Annotated in this window: 19 protein-coding genes; 7 read left to right on the top strand and 12 right to left on the bottom strand. The window is 72.9% G+C overall.

The window, feature by feature from the left end:
* Positions 1-19 precede the first annotated feature (19 nt).
* The gene (locus K4S16_RS35695; protein WP_149263482.1) at positions 20-895 is read right to left on the bottom strand and encodes an alpha/beta fold hydrolase; all 876 of its coding nucleotides are present in this window, start codon (positions 893-895) and stop codon (positions 20-22) included.
* Between the two features lie 77 nt (positions 896-972).
* Here K4S16_RS35695 and K4S16_RS35700 point away from each other — a divergent pair, with 77 nt between their 5' ends.
* Positions 973-1,680, top strand: a complete 708-nt coding sequence (locus K4S16_RS35700) for a glycerophosphodiester phosphodiesterase (RefSeq protein WP_235037293.1) — start codon at positions 973-975, stop codon at positions 1,678-1,680.
* 28 nt (positions 1,681-1,708) lie between these two features.
* Here the strand turns inward: K4S16_RS35700 and K4S16_RS35705 are convergent, their stop codons facing one another.
* The 8 genes from K4S16_RS35705 to ligD (K4S16_RS35740) form a co-directional block, all read right to left on the bottom strand.
* Entirely contained in the window at positions 1,709-3,160 is a 1,452-nt protein-coding gene (locus K4S16_RS35705; protein ID WP_235037281.1) for a DEAD/DEAH box helicase, read from the bottom strand.
* A 493-nt stretch (positions 3,161-3,653) separates the two neighbouring features.
* A complete protein-coding gene (locus K4S16_RS35710) occupies positions 3,654-3,941 on the bottom strand; it encodes a GlsB/YeaQ/YmgE family stress response membrane protein (RefSeq protein ID WP_149263485.1) in 288 nt (95 codons plus the stop codon).
* A 126-nt stretch (positions 3,942-4,067) separates the two neighbouring features.
* Positions 4,068-4,301 carry a DUF3107 domain-containing protein gene (locus tag K4S16_RS35715; protein WP_149263486.1) on the bottom strand — a complete coding sequence of 78 codons (234 nt, stop codon included), beginning with the start codon at positions 4,299-4,301 and terminating at the stop codon, positions 4,068-4,070.
* A gap of 133 nt (positions 4,302-4,434) precedes the next feature.
* Positions 4,435-5,064 carry a TetR/AcrR family transcriptional regulator gene (locus tag K4S16_RS35720; protein ID WP_141577962.1) on the bottom strand — a complete coding sequence of 210 codons (630 nt, stop codon included), beginning with the start codon at positions 5,062-5,064 and terminating at the stop codon, positions 4,435-4,437.
* 212 nt (positions 5,065-5,276) lie between these two features.
* Entirely contained in the window at positions 5,277-5,465 is a 189-nt protein-coding gene (locus K4S16_RS35725) for a hypothetical protein (RefSeq protein WP_149263487.1), read from the bottom strand.
* Between the two features lie 55 nt (positions 5,466-5,520).
* Positions 5,521-6,846: an NAD(P)/FAD-dependent oxidoreductase gene (locus tag K4S16_RS35730; protein ID WP_149263488.1), complete on the bottom strand. Its 1,326-nt coding sequence runs from the start codon at positions 6,844-6,846 to the stop codon at positions 5,521-5,523.
* A gap of 105 nt (positions 6,847-6,951) precedes the next feature.
* On the bottom strand, positions 6,952-7,860 hold the full coding sequence (gene ligD, locus K4S16_RS35735; RefSeq protein ID WP_149263489.1) for a non-homologous end-joining DNA ligase: 909 nt from the start codon (positions 7,858-7,860) through the stop codon (positions 6,952-6,954).
* The gene (gene ligD, locus K4S16_RS35740) at positions 7,850-8,824 is read right to left on the bottom strand and encodes a non-homologous end-joining DNA ligase (protein ID WP_149263490.1); all 975 of its coding nucleotides are present in this window, start codon (positions 8,822-8,824) and stop codon (positions 7,850-7,852) included. The genes ligD (K4S16_RS35735) and ligD (K4S16_RS35740) overlap by 11 nt, the downstream gene beginning before the upstream one ends.
* A gap of 113 nt (positions 8,825-8,937) precedes the next feature.
* Between ligD (K4S16_RS35740) and K4S16_RS35745 the strand changes: the two genes are divergently transcribed.
* Positions 8,938-9,843, top strand: a complete 906-nt coding sequence (locus K4S16_RS35745; RefSeq protein ID WP_149263491.1) for a Ku protein — start codon at positions 8,938-8,940, stop codon at positions 9,841-9,843.
* 30 nt (positions 9,844-9,873) lie between these two features.
* Here the strand turns inward: K4S16_RS35745 and K4S16_RS35750 are convergent, their stop codons facing one another.
* Together K4S16_RS35750 and K4S16_RS35755 are read right to left on the bottom strand one after the other, a co-directional pair.
* Complete coding sequence (locus K4S16_RS35750; protein ID WP_149263492.1) at positions 9,874-10,173, bottom strand: response regulator transcription factor; 300 nt, start codon at positions 10,171-10,173, stop codon at positions 9,874-9,876.
* Positions 10,174-10,367: 194 nt separating this feature from the next.
* Positions 10,368-12,521, bottom strand: coding sequence for an MMPL family transporter (locus tag K4S16_RS35755; RefSeq protein ID WP_149263493.1), 2,154 nt, complete (start codon positions 12,519-12,521; stop codon positions 10,368-10,370).
* Between the two features lie 165 nt (positions 12,522-12,686).
* Between K4S16_RS35755 and K4S16_RS35760 the strand changes: the two genes are divergently transcribed.
* A complete protein-coding gene (locus K4S16_RS35760) occupies positions 12,687-13,403 on the top strand; it encodes a TetR/AcrR family transcriptional regulator (RefSeq protein ID WP_149263494.1) in 717 nt (238 codons plus the stop codon).
* 98 nt (positions 13,404-13,501) lie between these two features.
* Here the strand turns inward: K4S16_RS35760 and moeZ are convergent, their stop codons facing one another.
* The gene (moeZ, locus tag K4S16_RS35765) at positions 13,502-14,683 is read right to left on the bottom strand and encodes an adenylyltransferase/sulfurtransferase MoeZ (RefSeq protein WP_149263495.1); all 1,182 of its coding nucleotides are present in this window, start codon (positions 14,681-14,683) and stop codon (positions 13,502-13,504) included.
* Positions 14,684-14,900: 217 nt separating this feature from the next.
* Between moeZ and K4S16_RS35770 the strand changes: the two genes are divergently transcribed.
* The 4 genes from K4S16_RS35770 (at position 14,901) to K4S16_RS35785 (ending at position 17,793) form a co-directional block, all read left to right on the top strand.
* Positions 14,901-15,092: a hypothetical protein gene (locus K4S16_RS35770; RefSeq protein WP_149263496.1), complete on the top strand. Its 192-nt coding sequence runs from the start codon at positions 14,901-14,903 to the stop codon at positions 15,090-15,092.
* Between the two features lie 58 nt (positions 15,093-15,150).
* Positions 15,151-15,342 (top strand): CsbD family protein, encoded by a 192-nt coding sequence (locus K4S16_RS35775; RefSeq protein ID WP_149263497.1) that lies wholly within the window; start codon positions 15,151-15,153, stop codon positions 15,340-15,342.
* A gap of 181 nt (positions 15,343-15,523) precedes the next feature.
* Positions 15,524-16,438, top strand: a complete 915-nt coding sequence (locus tag K4S16_RS35780; RefSeq protein WP_149263498.1) for a hypothetical protein — start codon at positions 15,524-15,526, stop codon at positions 16,436-16,438.
* The gene (locus K4S16_RS35785) at positions 16,432-17,793 is read left to right on the top strand and encodes a S8 family serine peptidase (protein WP_149263565.1); all 1,362 of its coding nucleotides are present in this window, start codon (positions 16,432-16,434) and stop codon (positions 17,791-17,793) included. The genes K4S16_RS35780 and K4S16_RS35785 overlap by 7 nt, the downstream gene beginning before the upstream one ends.
* Positions 17,794-17,798: the final 5 nt, after the last annotated feature.

Here is a 17,798-nt window from a genome sequence, read left to right on the forward strand (position 1 = left end):
GCGGCCCGTCCGGGCGCGGCTACTTGAGGGCGCGCTCGGTGTCGGCCCAGTGGGACAGGAGGGCGGCGGCGGTGGTTTCGGGGGCGTCCCAGGCGGGGGAGTGGGCGGCGCCGGGGATGACGACCTTGGAGGCGTTGAGCCTTTCGGCCATCGCGGCCTGCTCGCGGGGGTCCCAGGCGTCGTCGTCCTCGCCGTAGAGGACGAGGGTGCGCAGGCCCGTGTCGGCGCAGTGCTTGGCCAGCTCGTCGACGCGGTCGGGGGCGGTGAGGATCTCGTCGGCCATGCGGGTCAGGCCCTTCTCGGAGTTGCCGAGGGTGCGGGCCTTGAGGAAGGCGACGATCTCGCGCTGGACGCCGCGGCCGAGGTAGTCGGGTTCGAGGCTGAGCTCCCAGATCTGCTCCATGCCGAGCTCGGGGATGGCGTCGCGCAGGGCGCGGGCCCTGGCGGCGGCCTGGCCGCCGACGGCGGCGGGCCCCGAGCTCATCACGGTGAAGGACGCGGGGCGGGCCCCGGAGAGCACGGCCTCGCGGCACACCAGGCCGCCGAAGGAGTGGCCGACCAGGTGCACGGGGTCCGGGCCGAGGGCCGTCAGGAGGGCCGCGACGTCGGCGCCGAGGGCCGCGCGGGTGTAGGCGCTCTCGTCGTCGGGGCCGAGCGTCTCGTACTGCCCGCGCATGTCGATCGCGACGACGCGGCGGCCGGACGCTGCGAGGGTCTCCAGGACGGCGAGGAAGTCCTCCTTGCTCCCGGTGAGGCCGGGCACGAGGAGGGCGGGGCAGCGGTCGGGCGCGCCCGATCCCGGGAGGGCCTCCAGCGCGGCGAACGGGCCGCGGGAGGTCTCGACGGTCGTCCGGCGAACACCGGGGGGCAGACTCACGAACCGGGGCGTACTCACGGTGGAAACCTTAGTCAATGGGTGGCTACGTGCTTCGGTAAGAAATCTTCGGTGGTAGCGTCACCAGCGTGGTCGCCATGCCTGCCATCTCCGCGCACCGCCGTGACGAGGCGGGCCTGACGGGTCTCGGTGAGGCCGCCGCGTCCGGCGCCGAGTACGTGGAGATCGACATCAGGCGGACCGGGGACGGCCGCCTCGTCGTCCACCACGACCCCGAGATCGGCGGGCTCCGGCTGAACCGGCTCAGCTACGCGCGGATCCAGGAGCTCGCGGTGCGCCCCGTGCCGCTGGTCGCCGACGCCATGAAGATCATCGCTGGCCGGGCCCAGGGGCACCTGGACCTCAAGGAGCGCGGCTGCGAGCACGAGACCGTGGCGCTCGCCGTGGAGGCGTTCGGCACCGAGAACTTCGTGGTGACGACCCGCGAGATCACGTCCCTCATGGAGATCAAGAAGAGCTTCCCCGGGGTGCGCACGGCCCTGTCGGTCGGGCGCAACCTGTGGGAGCGGGGCGCCGCGCACGACTTCGCGCCGCTGCGGCTGATCCGGCGGGCGGGGGCCGACATGGTCGCCCTCAACCACCGGCTCGCCCGCGTCGGCGTGCTGCGCCAGTGCGGGCGCGCCGGGATCCCCGCCATGATCTGGACGGTCAACGCCGAGCCCGTCATGCGCCGGTTCCTCGGCGATCCGCGGGTCGCCGTCCTCGTCACCGACCATCCGGGCCTCGCCCTCAGGATGCGCGAGGGGGGAGACCCGGGGAGAACGCGAGCCGCGAGACCTGGCTGAGTCTCGCGGCCGTGTGCTCCGCCGCCGGTCAGGCGGTCTGGGACGTCTCGGCGGTGCCGCTCCCGGTCGCGGCCGGCTTGCCGGCGCGGGTGCGGCGGCGGGTCCGGCTGCGCTTGCGCTCGGTGGCGACCGCGTCGACCACGTTGTCGGTGGCGGCGGCGGTCTCGGTCTCCCGCGCGGTCGCCTCGACCGGCTGGCCCGCCCGCGTCCGGGTGCGGTTGCGCTTGCGCCGGCGCGGCCGGGGACGCTCGTGCTCGTGGTCCCGGTCACGGTCGCGGCCGCGGTCGTGGCTGCGGACCTTGCCCGTCTCGCCGATGTCCTCCAGCTCCTCGGCGTCCAGCCCCGCGCGGCCGTTGCGCTTGTCGGCGGGCAGCGTCCCCTTCGTGCCCTCGGGGATGCCGAGCACCTCGAAGAAGTGCGGGGACGTCGAGTAGGTCTCCTCCGGCGCCGCGAACGGCAGGTCGAGCGTGCTGTTGATCAGCTTCCACCGGACGAGGTCGGACCAGTCGACGAGCGTGACGGCGACGCCCTCCTTGCCCGCGCGGCCGGTCCGGCCGATGCGGTGCACGTAGGTGTCGGCGCTGTCGGGGCACTCGTAGTTCACGACGTGGGTGACGTCGTCGACGTCGAGGCCGCGGGCCGCCACGTCGGTGGCCACCAGCACACCGATCTTGCCGTTGCGGAACGCGCGCAGGGCCCGCTCGCGCTGGCTCTGCCCGAGGTCGCCGTGCACGGCGGCGGCGTCGAAGCCGCGCTGCGCGAGGTCGGCGGCCACCCGGTCGCAGGCCCGCTTGGTCTGGCAGAAGACCATGGTGAGCCCGCGGCCCTCGGCCTGCAGCAGGCGGGCCAGCATCTCCGGCTTGTCCATCTGGTGGGCCTGGAAGACGTGCTGGACGACCTGCGGCGTCGCGTCGGACTCGGTGTGCGACTCGGCGCGGACGTTGGTCGGACGGGTCAGGTACCGGCGCGACAGCGCGGCGATCTCGCCCGGCATCGTCGCCGAGAACAGCATGGTCTGGCGCTGCGCCGGGATCCGGTCGATGATCCGCTCGATGTCGGGCAGGAAGCCGAGGTCGAGCATGCGGTCGGCCTCGTCCAGCACCAGGACGCCGACCTTGGACAGGTCGAGGTGCTTCTGCTTGACGAGGTCGAGGAGCCGTCCCGGGGTGCCGACGACGACGTCGACGCCCTCGCGCAGCGCCTCGATCTGCGGCTCGTAGGCGCGCCCGCCGTACACCGACAGGACGCGCGTGCCGAGCTTGCCGCCGGCGACGAGCAGGTCGTCGGTGACCTGGAGGGCCAGCTCGCGGGTCGGCGCGACGACGAGCGCGCGCGGCTCGCGGCCGCCGTGCTCGATGCGCTGCAGCAGCGCGGCGCCGAACGCGAGGGTCTTGCCGGTGCCCGTGCGGGCCTGGCCGATGATGTCGTGCCCGCCCAGTGCGATGGGCAGGGCGAGTTCCTGGATGGGGAACGCCTCCACGATGCCTTCGGCTTCGAGGGCGTCTGCTATCTCGGGTACGACCCCGAGTTCACGAAAGGTAGTCAGGGCTTTCAGCCTCCAATATGCGGGGTCTCCGCTCCCGGGTGCGGCGCGGCTCGCCGGCGTGACGCCGCCCAGTCGGCGTTGTCCGCCGTTCCTGTGGCCGCGCGCTCGCGCGGGAGGGACCAGCCGTTGATCAAAATCCTTCGGCGACCGCAGTCAGGGGTTGAAAGCAGTCACTCGCTGTGGCTGCGTGCGGTCACACTCCGCGACGCAGTGTACCGACCGTTAGTCGCTTACACCAATAGCCGGTCACCGTGCCCAACGTTTCCATGGTTTCATCTATTCCGTCCCGGGCCCGCCAGGCATTACAGGCCCGGCGGGACGGGGGTTCCGGACCGGCCGGGGGGCGGCGCGGCGACGGCCACATCCGGACATCCGGAATGACGGAAGCCCCCGCCGGGGCGAGGGCTTCCACCGGGGTGGCGCGGGGTCAGAACGTCCGGTGCTTGGTCCGCCACCCGCGGCCGCGGCCGTGGCCTCGGGTGTTCATCGCGGTCAGCGCCGCCACGCCGAGCGCGGCGATCACCACCGCGAACACGAGCGCGACGATGGTGCCCGCTCCGAGGGCGTCCGCGACGACGCCGCCGAGGATGGCGCCGGCGACACCGATGAGGATCGTCAGCAGGATGCCGATCGGGTTGCGGCCGGGGACGAGAAGCCGCGCGACGGCTCCGATGACGGCACCGACCACGATGAACCAAAGGATCGTCGTGAGCATATCGATCAACCATTCCTTTCCGTGGGCCGGTGGCCCGGGTCGGTGGTCGATATGCCCCTCCTGCCAGGTTGAAACAAAACCCAGGTCAAGGAGAGTGCGAAGGGGGTAAAACCCGGGTCCGGCGGCTCAGGCGTACTGCGTGCCGAAGCCCACGCTGCGCTGCTCGTCCTCGGAGATCTCCAGGTAGCCGACGCGGGCCCCGGGGATGACGACCCGGCCGGCGCGGCGGTCCTTCAGCACCAGCACGCCTTGCGCGTCGGCGAGCGCCGCCTTGAGCGCGTCCTGCACCTCGTCGGCCGTCTGGTCGGTGTCGACCACGAGCTCCTTGGCCACGTTCTGGACCCCGATGCGAACCTGCACGCGCTGCCTCCCGTCGTCCGGCGCGTCCCGCCGACCGCCGGCGGGCTCGCCTTCCGATGGTCGCACGGAGATCGCCGGACGTGCCGACGCCCGGTTGTGCCGAGGGTGAACTTTCCCTCACCCCCGGCGGCGGTCAGCCCTGGTCGGTGGTGCGGGGGAAGCCGGAGATGCCGCGCCAGGCCAGCCGGGCGATGATCTTCTCGGCGGTGTCCTTGGGGATCGCGCGGTGCTGGGAGAGCCAGAAGCGGGCGCTGACCTCGGCCATGCCGACCAGGCCCATGCCGAGCAGGTGCGCCTCCTCGGCCGGGGCGTTGGTGTCCTCGGCGATGACCTGCGCGATCATCTCGGCGCACTGCTGGTTGGCGCGGTCGACGCGGGCCCGGACGGGCGCGACGTTGCGCAGGTCGGACTCGAAGACCAGCCGGTACGCCTCGCCGTCGCCCGCCACGAAGTCGTAGAAGGCCTGCATGCTCGCCTGCACGCGCAGCTTGTTGTCCGTGGTGGACTCCAGCGCCTCGCGGACGATCTTCACCAGGGCCTCGGCGTGCTCGTCCAGCAGCGCCAGGTACAGCTCCAGCTTGCCCGGGAAGTGCTGGTAGAGCACCGGCTTGCTGACGCCCGCACGCTCGGCGATCTCGTCCATCGCCGCCGCGTGGTACCCCTGCGCGACGAACACCTCCTGGGCCGCGCCGAGCAGCTGCTTGCGGCGTGCCAGTCGCGGCAGTCTCGTGCCACGGGGGCGGGCGTCCGGGGTCGCGGTCACCACACTCTCCGATCACCGAATCTTGGGACGGATGGGGGTCGTCCGTCGCCGGGAAACAATCTCATCATCCTACGCGCGAGTAACTCCGTTGGTCACGGGCCGCGCCCGCCGGCGTTCCTTCGCGCAGGTCAGTGTATTCCCGGCGGAGCGCGGCGCGGTCGTGCACCGAGTCTTCTGTCAGCCTTCCTTCCTGTGCCGGACGCCAACGCGGGTCAGCGGTAGTCGTCCTCGTCGAGCCGGACCTCGAGCCGCTGCTCGGCGGCGTCGGCCTCGTTCGCGTCGTCCGGTATCGGGCCCCGCTCGACTCCGCCCTCCTCGTCGAGGACGGCGCGCTGCTCGGCGGCGTCGGCCTCGTTGGCCTCGTCGGGGGCGGGCTGCTCCAGGTCGTCGGTCTCGCTCATCAGGGGTCCTCCTCCAGGGTCCGCGGTCGTCTCGGGTGGACGGCCGGCTCGCGGTTCACAGCCGTCCGGCCAGTTCCCGCAGCGGCGCCTCGACGGACTCGCCGTGCGTCGGGAACGCGTGGACGACGTCGGCGAGCAGGCTCAGCGGCGTCTCGGCTCGGATGGCCAGCGCGATCTCGCTCATCCACTCCTCGGCGTTGAGTCCTGCGGCGGCGGCGCCGACCAGCAGTCCGCGGGCGCGGTCGGCGTACAGCTCCACCCGGCCGCGCTCGTCGGCCTCGACCGCCGCCCGGGCCGTCGAGGCGAGGTCGTACCCGGCGGTGAGGAGGTCTATGCCGAGTTCCTCCACCTGCCTGGGGGAGATCCCGACCGAGTAGACGGAGGGCATCGTGTAGACGACGCGGGGGATGGCGCGGTAGTCGGCCTCGCGCCGGTTCCCGAGGAGGTTCGACAGCGCCACCTGCGCCTGGTAGCGGGCGGCGTGCGTGGTCCGCGCGATGCCGGTGACGTCGCCGGCCGCCCACACGCTGCCCCCGCCGGACGGGACGCGGCACGTCGCGTCGACGGGGATCCCGCGGCCGGGGACCACGTCGACGCCGAGGTTCTCCAGCCCGAGGCCCTCCACGCGGGGACGGCGCCCGGCGGCGACGAGGACGCGGTCGGCGTCGAGGGTGCCGCCGTCCGACAGCCGCAGCCGCGCCCCGACGTCCTTGCGCTCCACGTCGGCGACGTCGGCGCCCAGCCGCAGGTCGACGCCCATCCGGCGCAGCGCGTCCGCCAGCACGTCCCCCGCGAACGGCGCCTCCGCGGTCAGCAGCCGCCCGGACGCCTCGACGACCGCGACCTGCGACCCGAACGCCGCGTAGACCTGCGCCAGCTCGCAGCCCACCGGGCCGCCGCCGAGGATCACCAGCCGGCGCGGCAGGTCGGGGACCGACAGGGCCTCGGCGCTCGTCCACAGCGGGACGTCGGCCAGGCCCTCGACGGGCGGGATGACCGGTTCGCTGCCGGTGCACACGACGAGGTCGCCGAAGCCGTGCACGGCGCCGTCGACCTCGATGCGGCCGGGTTCGAGGATCCGGCCCCGGCCGCGCAGCACGGTCACGCCCTCCTCGGCCATCCGCGCGACGGCGGGGTCGTCGCCCCGGTGCCCGGCCAGGGCGTCCCGGCGGGCGACGGCCGCCTCCCAGGTCTCGCCGCGGCGCGCCGACAGCAGCAGCGACTTGGACGGGACGCACGCGAAGTACGGCGACTCGCCGCCGACGAGGCGGCTCTCGACGAGCGCGACGTCCCTCCCGGCGCGGGCGAGGCCGGTCGCTACCAGCTCGCCCGCGGTCCCCCCGCCCAGCACTACGGCGTCGTAGTGGTGGTTGTGCGACAACGGTCCTTCCTTCCACCGGTGGTGTCCCCGCGCACCATGGTGACGGACCGCGGTCCCGGAGCGTGCCGATTCGAACACATAGGGCACGCGGATCGCGGAAGTCGCTCAGGGCAGCGGCCGGTGGTCCTTCAGAAGGGGTTCCAGGAGGTCGCCGTGCTTGTCCACTCGGGTGAGGACGTCGTCCGGGCCGAAGACGAGCTCGGCGGCGTCCCCGCACGACTCCAGCTCGTCCCAGGTGATGGGGGTCGACACCGACGGGCGGCTTCCGGCGCGCAGCGAGTAGGGCGCCACGGTCGTCTTGGCCGGGTTGTTCTGGCTCCAGTCGACGAAGATCTTCCCCTTGCGCAGCCGCTTCTCCATCTTCGCCACGACCAGCCGGGGGTTCTCCTCGGCCAGGCGCTGCGCGGCGGCCTTGGCGTACTCGGACGTCCGCTCCGCGTCCCCGGGCTCCTCGATCGGGACGTAGAGGTGCAGGCCCTTCTTGCCGCTCGTCTTCGGGTAGGAGTCGAGGCCGTCCTCGGCGAGCACGTCGCGCAGCAGGGCGGCCACCTCGCACGCCTCCACGATCGTGGCGGGCGGGCCGGGGTCGAGGTCGAAGACCACGAGGTCGGGGGTGTGCACCTTGCCGCGCGGCCCCACCTTCCACTGCGGGACGTGCAGCTCCAGCGCGGCGAGGTTCGCGCACCACACGAGCGTGGCGAGGTCGTCGACAACGACGAAGTCGAGGGTGTCGCGGCCCTTCGAGCTGCCGGGGGTGGGGACCGTCGCGGTCCGGACCCAGTCGGGGGTGTGGGAGGGGGCGTTCTTCTCGAAGAACTTGCCGCCGTCGACGCCGTCCGGCCAGCGGATGCGGGTCGCGGGGCGGTCCTTCAGGTGGGGGAGCATGACCGGGGCGATGCGGGCGTAGTAGTCGATGACCTCGCCCTTGGTGAACTCCGGGTACAGGTTCTTGTCGAGGTTGGAGAGGGAGAGCTGACGGCCGTCCACGTCGACGGCGGTCCTCTTACTGCTCACTCGTGACCTCCAGGGGGTCCTTGTCGTCACGCAGGCCCCGCCAGGACGGGAAGCGGAGGCGGCCGTCCCTGGTCCGGGCGCTGTACGCGACCTCCCCGACGAGCCGGGGCTCAACCCATTGGGCGTCGCGGGCGAACTCGCGCGGAACGGGCTCGTCGTAGGGGCTGGTCGGGCGGCGCAGCGGCCACAGCGTCTCGTACAGGTCGTCCAGCGCGCGGTCGCTGAAGCCCGTGCCGACGTGCCCGACGAAGCCCAGCAGCCCCTTCAGGTCGTACTCGCCCAGCAGCAGCGAGCCCACGCCGCCCTCGCGGCGGCCCTTCCCGGGCTTCCACCCGCAGATGACGACCTCGCGCGTCAGGAAGTTCTTCACCTTGCGCCAGAAGTCGACGCGGCGCCCCGGACGGTACGGAGAGTCGAGGCGCTTGGCGAGCAGGCCCTCCATCTGCTGCTCGCGGGTGAAGGCGAGCAGTTCCTCCACCTGCGCCTGGTCGCCGCCGTGCAGGTACGGGGGCACCTCCACGGGACCGGTGCCGGCGAGGTCCAGCTCCGACAGCACGGAGCGGCGGTCGGCGTACGGCATGTCGTACAGGAGGTGCCCGTCCAGGAAGAGGACGTCGAAGACCACGTAGCGGACGGGCACCTCGCGGATGAGTCGCGGATCGGGGCGTTCGACGTGCATGCGGCGCTGGAGGCGTTCGAAGCTGGGCCGCCCCTCCCGGAAGGCGACGACCTCGCCGTCCAGGACGACGTCGTGGTCGGGCAGCAGGTCGGCGAGGGCGGACAGCTCGGGGTAGCGGCTCGTCACCTCGCCGCCGCGCCGCCCGACGGCCCGGACGCCGTCGGCGGACACGTGCGACAGGACGCGCACCCCGTCCCATTTCAGCTCCAGGCCCCACTTCCCGCCGTCGGAGGGGAGGTCCCCGGTGGAGGCCATCATCGGCTCGACGGGCCACGGCATGGTCATACCGCCGTCTTACCCCGTCCCGCCGCACGGGGAAAGGATCACGACGCCCTTGTGGCGCAAATCGAACGGCGTTGCGACGCTAGGGGCAGGAACGTGCTGGGTAAGGACGGATCATGCGCAGTATCTGGAAGGGCGCGATCTCCTTCGGTCTGGTGACCATACCGGTGAAGCTCTACTCGGCGACCGAGCAGCGGGACGTCGCCTTCCACCAGGTGCACCGGGAGGACGGGGGGCGCATCAAGTACAAGCGGGTGTGCACGGTCGACGGCGAGGAGGTGCCGTACTCCGACATCGCCAAGGGGTACGAGCTGCCGAGCGGCGAGATGGTCATCCTCACCGACGAGGACTTCGCCGACCTGCCGCTGTCGTCCAGCCGCCGGATCGACGTCCTGCAGTTCGTGGAGCGCGAGGAGGTCGACCCGATCTACTTCGCGAAGTCCTACTACCTGGAGCCCGACGCGCAGGGCGCCAAGCCGTACGTGCTGCTGCGCGACGCGCTGGAGAGCTCCGGGCAGGTCGCGATCGTGAAGGTGGCGCTGCGGCAGCGCGAGTCGCTCGCGACGCTCCGGGTCCGCGAGGGCGTGTTCGTCCTGGAGACCATGCTGTGGCCGGACGAGGTCCGCGCGCCCGAGTTCCCCTTCCTGGAGGAGGACATCGAGGTCCGCAAGCAGGAGCTGTCGATGGCGACCTCGCTGATCGAGTCGATGGAGGGGGAGTTCGACCCGGGCGAGTACAAGGACGCCTACCGCGAGGCCCTCCAGGCGGTGATCGACGCCAAGGTCGAGGGCCGGGAGGTGGCGCGCCCGGCCGAGGAGGGCCCGGAGGAGCCCGCCGCGGACCTGCTCAGCGCGCTGCGCGCGAGCGTGGAGGCGGCCAAGAAGAGCCGCGGCGAGAAGGGCGCGAAGGCGGCGTCCGGCAAGGAGGCGGCGGAGAAGAAGCCCGCCGCGCGCAAGACGTCGCCGGCGAAGAGCGGCGCGAAGAAGGAGCCGGCGAAGAGCCGCGGCCGAAAGTCGGCCTGAACCCCTCGCCGGGTGCGTGCGCCGGGCGGGTCAGTTGTCGCGGCGGGCGGCGAGCACCCGGCCGACGGCGGCGGCCGCGCCGGACGGGTCGTCGCAGGACGCGATGCGCTCGCCCCAGCCGTAGCAGTAGGACCAGCCGTCGCCGGACCGCTCCCGCACGGCGATGACGCTCTCGTTCACCCGCGGCAGCCGCGGGTCGGCGATGAGCGCGGACGGGCGCCGGTCGGCGGGCGCGGCGACCTCGACCGCCCAGCCGGCGGAGCGCAGGACGTCGGTGAGCCGCTCCAGGTGCGCGAGCGCCGTGTCGTCGGTGATCAGCAGCGCGGACATGGTGCCTCCAAAGGAACATCCCGGCACGGGACAGGGGTTCGGGGATCCGCCGGGCAGGGGCCGTCGCGGCGCGCGTCACGCGAGGGTGGAGCCGGTGGAATGACGTTCAGTCTTCCGCCGGGCGAGGGAGTCCACAAGCGGTTCGGGTGGATTGGTGGCCGGCACTTTCGCGGTGCCGGCCACCGGTGCGGGGGTCAGCCCACGGGCTCCAGCCGCGACGGGGCCGGGGCGTCGCCCTCCCGGATCCCGTACCGGCCGTAGAGCCGGGCGAGGGGGCCGGGCGCCCACCAGTTGGCGCGGCCGAGCAGCCGCATCGTGGCGGGCACGAGCAGCGCCCGGACGACCGTCGCGTCCAGCAGGATCGCCACGGCCATCCCGACCCCGGTCATCTTGATGAACGTGATGCCGGACGTCGCGAACGCGCCGATCACCACGATGAACAGCAGCGCCGCGCTGGTGATGATGGCGCCGGTGCGCTGCACGCCGGAGGCGACGGCCGCGGTGTTGGAGCCGGTCAGGTCGTACTGCTCGCGGACCCGCGACAGCAGGAACACCTCGTAGTCCATCGAGATCCCGAACAGCATCGCCAGCATGAGGATCGGCATCGCGGGGGAGATCGCGCCGGTCGCGGTGAAGTCCAGCGGGCCGGACAGGTGGCCGTCCTGGAAGACCAGCACGACCGCGCCGAAGGTGGCCGACAGCGACAGCATGTTCATGACGATCGCCTTCAGCGGCAGCAGCACCGACCCGAACGCCAGGAACAGCAGGAGGAAGGTGGCGCCGCCGACGAGCACGGCCAGCCACGGCAGCGTCGCGCCGATGCTGGAGAGCTGGTCGACCACGTCGGCCGTCTGGCCGCCGACGTGGGCCCGCGCGCCGGGCGGCGGCGGGACGTCCCGCACCCGCTGGACGAGGTCGCGGGCGGCGCCGGAGTTCGGGTCGGCGTCGTAGCGCAGCGCGATGCGGGTCGTCGTCCCCTTGGCGCCGGTCACCGCCGCGTCCGTGACGCCGGGCAGCGCGTCCAGGCGGGCCCCGTACGCCTGGACCGCGGCCCGGTCGGACGTCCCGGTCACGACGGCCTCGATCGGGCTGGTGGCGTTGCGCGGGAACCGCGCCTCCAGCGTCTCGGCGACGACCCGCGCGTCCGCGCCGTCCGGCAGCACCTTCGCGTCCACGCCGCCCCAGTTGATGCGCAGGAAGGGAGCGCCGAGCGCGAGGAGCAGCGCCATGGTCGCGACCATGTAGACGACGGGGCGGCGCATCACGCTGCGCGCGACGCGTCCCCACCAGCCGTCGGTCCGGCCGGCGGCCGCCCGGCGCCGCCGGATCGGCAGCGCGTTCACCTTCGGGCCGAGGACGGCCATCAGCGCGGGCAGCACGGTCAGCGCCCCGGCCATGCAGACCAGCACGGTGGCGATGCCGCCGTAGCCCATGGAGACCAGGAAGTTCTGGTCGAACAGCAGCAGCCCGGACAGCGACACCGCGACCGTGACGCCGGAGACCGCGACGGTGCGCCCGGCCGTGGCCATCGTGGCGGCCAGCGCGTCCTCGGCGGTGGCGCCGTCCCGGCCGATCTCCTCGCGGAACCGGCTGACCATGAACAGCCCGTAGTCGATCGCGAGGCCGAGCCCGAGGAAGGTGGTGATGTTGACCGCGAAGATCGACACGTCGGTGACGTAGGTGAGCGCGTGCAGCGCGGTGAACGAGCCCAGGATGGCCAGTCCGCCGACCAGCAGCGGCAGGCTCGCCGAGACCAGCCCGCCGAAGATGAGCACCAGCAGCACCAGCAGGACCGGCATCGCCATGCCCTCGGCCCGGCCGATGTCGGACGAGACGCGCTCGTTGATCGCGACCCCGGTGCCGACCGCCCCGCCCACCTTCGCGGTGAGGCCGCCGCCGACCTCGGTCAGGTCGTCCCGGATCGCCTTGTAGGCGTCCTCGCGGGCGGCCTCGTCGGAGCCGGCCAGCTGCAGGACGGCGTAGGTCGCCTTGCGGTCCCGGCTCACGAACTGCGGCGCGTTGGTCGTCCAGAACGTGCTGGCCTTGGCGACCTTGTCCGACGGCAGCGCGGCCAGCGCGCCTTCCACCGACGTCCGGAAGGACGGGTCGTCCACGGTCGTCCGGCCCTGGTAGAGGACCACGACGTCCGCCTGGTCCCGCCCGAGGTCGCGCTCGGCGATCCGCGCGGCCTCCGCGCTCTGGCTGCCCGGGGTGTCGAAGCCGCCGGAGGAGGTCAGCGCGCCGAACACGCCCGTACCCCACACCGCGGCGAACACCAGCGCGGCGCCGGCGACGGCGAGCACCCACCGCCGGCGCCGGTGCACCCACCTGCCCCATCGATCGAACATGGCTCTTTCCCCCAGCCTTGTTACCTTGAGTAATTTCAGTGAACGCCGTAAACTGAGAACAGCGTTAACTTCGCATACAGCGTTAGCTGTCGTCAAGGGTGTTTTTGCGGAATCATGCGAGGGCGGCCGGACCCGGCCGGGCACCGGACGGTGAGAGGAGGCGTGGTGGAATCGCGTCGTGATCGCCTGCGTGCGGCGACGGTCCGGGAGATCTCCGAGACCGCCCGCCGGATCCTCGTCGAGGAGGGCCCCGACGCGGTGACGCTGCGCGCCATCGCCCGCGAGATGGGCATGACCGCCCCCGCGCTCTACCGCTACTTCGGCAGCCACGGCGAGCTGCTGCGGCACCTGGTCGGCGACCTGTTCACCGAGCTGACCACGGAGCTGCACGCCGCCATGAAGGACGTGCCGGCGGGCGACATGAGCGGCAAGTTCATGACGGTGGCCCGCCAGTTCCGGCTCTGGGCGCTGGCGCACCCCCGCGAGTACTCACTGCTCTTCGGCGCGCCCGTGCGCGGCGCCGCGCACCAGGAGGAGGTCGACTTCGCCGAGGAGTGCGCCCGCCGCTTCGGCTGGACGTTCCTGTCGCTCTTCCTGGAGCTCTGGAGGAAGAGCCCGTTCCCGGTCATGGCCGACGACGACATCGACCCCGGCCTGCGCGAGCAGCTGCGCCGCTACCGCGACGAGGTCCTCGGCGTCGAGCTCCCGCTCGGCGTGATCCAGCAGTTCCTCAAGTGCTGGACGAGGCTCCAGGGCGGGGTCAGCCTGGAGGTGTTCGGACACCTGGAGTTCGCCCTGTCCGACGCCGCCCCCATGTTCGAGCTGATGCTCGGCGAGGTGGCCTCGGAGCTGGGCCTGACCTACGCCCCGCCCGGGAAGTGAGCCGGGCGGCTTCCGGGCTTCGACGCCTGGGAGCGGCTCGTTTCCGCCCGGAGACGCCGAAGGCCCCCGGAGGTTCCGGGGGCCTTCGGCGCGGACGGTCAGTAGGTGGGTTGGCTCGGGTCGATCTGGTTGACCCAGGCCAGGACGCCGCCGCCGACGTGGACGGCGTCGCCGAAGCCGGCGTTCTTCACGACGGCGAGGGCCTCGGCGGAGCGGACGCCCGACTTGCAGTGCAGGACGATCTTCTTGTCCTGCGGCAGCCGCTCCAGGGCGGAGCCGTTCAGGAACTCGCCCTTCGGGATGAGCGTGGCGCCCGGGATCGAGACGATCTCGTACTCGTTGGGCTCGCGGACGTCCACGAGGAAGACGTCCTCGCCGCGGTCCTGCATGGCCTTGAGGTCGTGCACGGAGATCGTGGAGTCCTTCACGGCCTCGGCGGCCTCGTCGGACACCGCGCCGCAGAAGGCCTCGTAGTCCTCCAGCAGCTCGGTCTGCGTCGGGTTCTTGCCGCACAGCGGGCACTCGGGGTCCTTGCGGACCTTGACCGAGCGGTAGGTCATCTCCAGGGCGTCGTAGACCATCAGCCGGCCGACGAGCGGCTCGCCGATGCCGGTCAGCAGCTTGATGGCCTCGTTCACCTGGATGGAGCCGATGGACGCGCACAGGACGCCGAGCACCCCGCCCTCCGCGCACGACGGCACCATGCCGGGCGGCGGCGGCTCGGGGTAGAGGCAGCGGTAGCAGGGGCCGTGCTCGGCCCAGAACACCGACGCCTGGCCGTCGAACCGGTAGATCGAGCCCCACACGTACGGCTTGCCGAGCAGGACGGCCGCGTCGTTCACCATGTAGCGGGTGGCGAAGTTGTCGGTGCCGTCCACGATCAGGTCGTAGCCGGAGAAGATGTCCATGATGTTGTCGCGGTCGAGCGCGGTGTCGTGCACCACCACGTCGATCAGCGGGTTGATGTCGCGGACCGTGTCCGCGGCCGACTCGACCTTCGGCCTGCCGAGGGACGACTGCCGGTGGATGATCTGCCGCTGCAGGTTGGACTCGTCCACGACGTCGAAGTCGATGACGCCGAGGGTGCCCACCCCGGCGGCGGCCAGGTAGAGCAGGGCGGGGGAACCGAGGCCGCCCGCGCCGACGACCAGGACCTTGGCGTTCTTGAGGCGCTTCTGCCCGGCCATGCCGACATCGGGAATGATCAGGTGCCGCGAGTAGCGGTTGACCTCGTCGCGGGTGAGCTCCGGGGCGGGCTCGACCAGAGGTGGCAAGGACACGGTGGATGCTCCTGTGCTGACGCTCGACGTAAGGAGGGCGGGACGTCATCGTCCACTCACCGCACAACCTTGCCATGTCCTGCGGCATTCCCGGCAGCCGCCCGTGCGCCGGACGGCCCTGACCTCCCCGGTACCGGAATGGAACGCCATAAAAGGGGCACCGTACGGGCGCGAGGCCGGCGGACGGGACCGGCCGCGGGTGAGAGAGGTGACGGGCATGGGGTTCCTGAAGAAGCTCACGGGGGAACGGGCCGGGCGGCGGACGGCCGGGAAGCGGCGCAAGCCGAGCCCCCGCGAGCTGCGGGCGCGGATGCGCACGGAGCAGGCCGAGGCGAAGCTCCTGGAGACCGAGGCCCTCATCCACGAGGAGGCGGAGCGGCTGCGGCGCGGGACCCGGACGTCTGCATGATCCGTGGCCATCGAGGGCATGGCCGACTTGGACGACTCTTCGTACCAGAGGAGGAACCATGAGTTTCCTCGACAAGCTGAAGAACAAGGCGCAGCAGGCCAAGGGCCGCGGCAAGGAGGAGGCCGGACGGCAGTCCGGCGACCCCGGCCTCGAGGCCGAGGGCAGGACCGACCGCGCCGCTGGCGGCGCCAAGCAGGTCGGCGAGAAGGTCAAGGACGCCGCCAAGGAGGCGAAGCGCGCCGCTGAGTGACGCGCCCGACCCGCCGGGTTGGGCGGCGGACCTCCGCCGCCCGGAGCGGAAGCGCGTGACGCGGAACACGGTGACGGAGCCCCTGCGGAAAGGGGCTCCGTCCGTTTCCGGCCCCGGACGGAGCGCGGCCTTCGCCGGATGACAGGCGGAATGTCGTGAAGCGCAGTTAATCTTGACTGTTGTGGCATTCCTGCCTCCCTCCCAGCAACCGCCCCCGCCGCGGTCCCCGCACCAGCCCGGCATGCCCGGCGGCCTCCGCCGCCCCGGCCCGCCCGGCGCGCCCGCGACCCCCTACGCAGGGCCTTCGCGCCCGCCCGGCCCGCCGCTGCCGCCGGGGATGGGCGGCCCGCCCACGGTGCTGGGCCTGACCGGTCGGCAGTGGAGCCTCATGGCGCTGGTGGTCGGCTGCTGCTACCTCCTCACCACGGCGATCTCGTTCTTCGGCGCTTGGACGACCCTCAGGCGCGAGCCCACGAACGCCGAGCTGCAGATCGCCGCCAACAAGGAGGTCGCGCGCCGCTGGGAGGCGTGGCCCGCGCGGCGCGTCTTCCCCGACCGGATCAGCTACCGGCCGACGGGCAACCACACCGAGTACGCGTCGCGGACGGGGATCGTCCCGGACACCGGCTGCGTCGAGGGCGTGGACGAGGAGATCGCGACGACGATCGGCAGGCACGGCTGCCGGGCCGTCCTGCGCGCGACCTACGTCGACCAGCTGCAGGGCGTCGTCGTCACCGTCGGCGTGGTGGCGTTCCCCGACCCGTGGAAGGCCGACCGGGCCTACAAGGAGCTGCCCGGCTCGCAGGGCCCGGACGGCTCGGGCTCCGTGCGCCCCGCCCTGCGCGCCGCCGCGTTCCCCGGGACGGCGTCCGCCCGCTTCACCGACGACGCCCGGCAGGACCGGACGATCGACCGCGGCGGCCCGTACGTCGTGCTGACGACATCCGGGCAGGCCGACGGCCGCCCCGCCTCCGTGATCAAGAAGGAGCGGCCGGGCGAGCCGTTCGCGCTCGCCCCGCAGATCGGACACGCGATCGCGCGGACGCTGTCGGCCAAGGCGCTGCCCGACTGCGACCAGCCCGAGTGGCAATGCTGACCCGGGCGCGGCGGCGCGGCACGGCCGCGGCCGCGGCCGCGGCGGCACTGGCGGCGGGCTGGCTGATGCCCGTCCACGCGCACGCGGACGTGGTCCGCGACCGGCAGCGCCCGATCCTCGACCTCCTCGGCATGAAGGCCGCCTGGAAGGTCACCAAGGGCGCCGGGGTGACGGTCGGGGTCGTGGACTCCGGCGTCGACCCCGCCCAGCCGGACCTGCGCGGCAAGGTCACCGTCGGCCCCAACATGCTCGCCCGGATCGACGCCGGGACGACGCCGGCGCGGCTGCACGGCACCGGCATGGCGTCGCTGATCGCCGGGCACGGGCACGGCCCCGGCGGCGGCTCCGGGGTCATCGGGATGGCCCCGCAGGCGCGCATCCTCGCCGTCCGGGCGATCGGCGAGCCGGAGGACGCCAGCTACGCCCGCTTCCGGACCTCGGGCAGTTCCGACGCGGCGGTCGCGCGCGGCATCCGCTACGCCGCCGACCACGGCGCCGACGTCATCAACCTGTCGCTCGGCAGCCGCGAGGAGCAGCCCGCCGAGCGCGAGGCGGTCGGCTACGCGGTCGGCAAGGGCGTCGTGGTGGTCTCGGCCGTCGGCAACGACGGCGACGAGGACCGGCTGCTGGACGGCGACGGGTTCGCGCCGTACTCCTACCCGGCGTCCTACCCCGGCGTGATCGCGGTCGCGGCGACGCAGCCCGGCCACGTCCGCGCGCCGTTCTCCAACCGCAACTACTCGGTGCTGCTGTCGGCGCCGGGCGCGGGCCTGCCCGTCGCGGGGCCGGGCGGCCGGTACTTCACCAGCGCCGGCACCAGCGACGCCAGCGCGGTCGTGTCCGGGATCGCCGCGCTGATCCGCGCCAAGCATCCCCGGATGGCGCCCGCGCTGGTCTCGCAGGCGCTGATCCAGAGCACCCGGCACGGCCCGCCGGGCAAGTACGACCCGGAGATCGGGTTCGGGGAGGTGCACGCCGCCCGCGCCCTGTCGGCGGCGGACTCGCTGGCCTCGGCGCAGCCGGGCCCGGCGCGGGCCAAGCCCGCCGGGCAGCGGTTCGGGGAGAAGGACCCCGGCCCGGTGGAGGTCATCGAACGGCCGTTCTGGGTCCGCCCGCTGATCATCGTGATCGTGCTGCTCGGGATCGGCGGGACGGCCGGGGCGGGCGCGCTCGCGATCACGTTCCGGCGGCGGCACCCCAGGCCGGCGGGCGGCCCCGCCCCCGACGGCCCCCACCGCGGCGGCCCCGCTCCTGGTGCGCCTCCCCGCAGCGCGGCCCCTCGCATGCCCCCTCCTCGCGGCGTGCCCCCTCAGGCCGGGCCGCCTTCGGGACGGCCTCCTGCCGCCCCGTCCTGACCCGG

Origin of the sequence: Actinomadura sp. K4S16 (assembly GCF_008327685.1) — a bacterium.
Classification (GTDB): Bacteria; Actinomycetota; Actinomycetes; order Streptosporangiales; family Streptosporangiaceae; genus Spirillospora.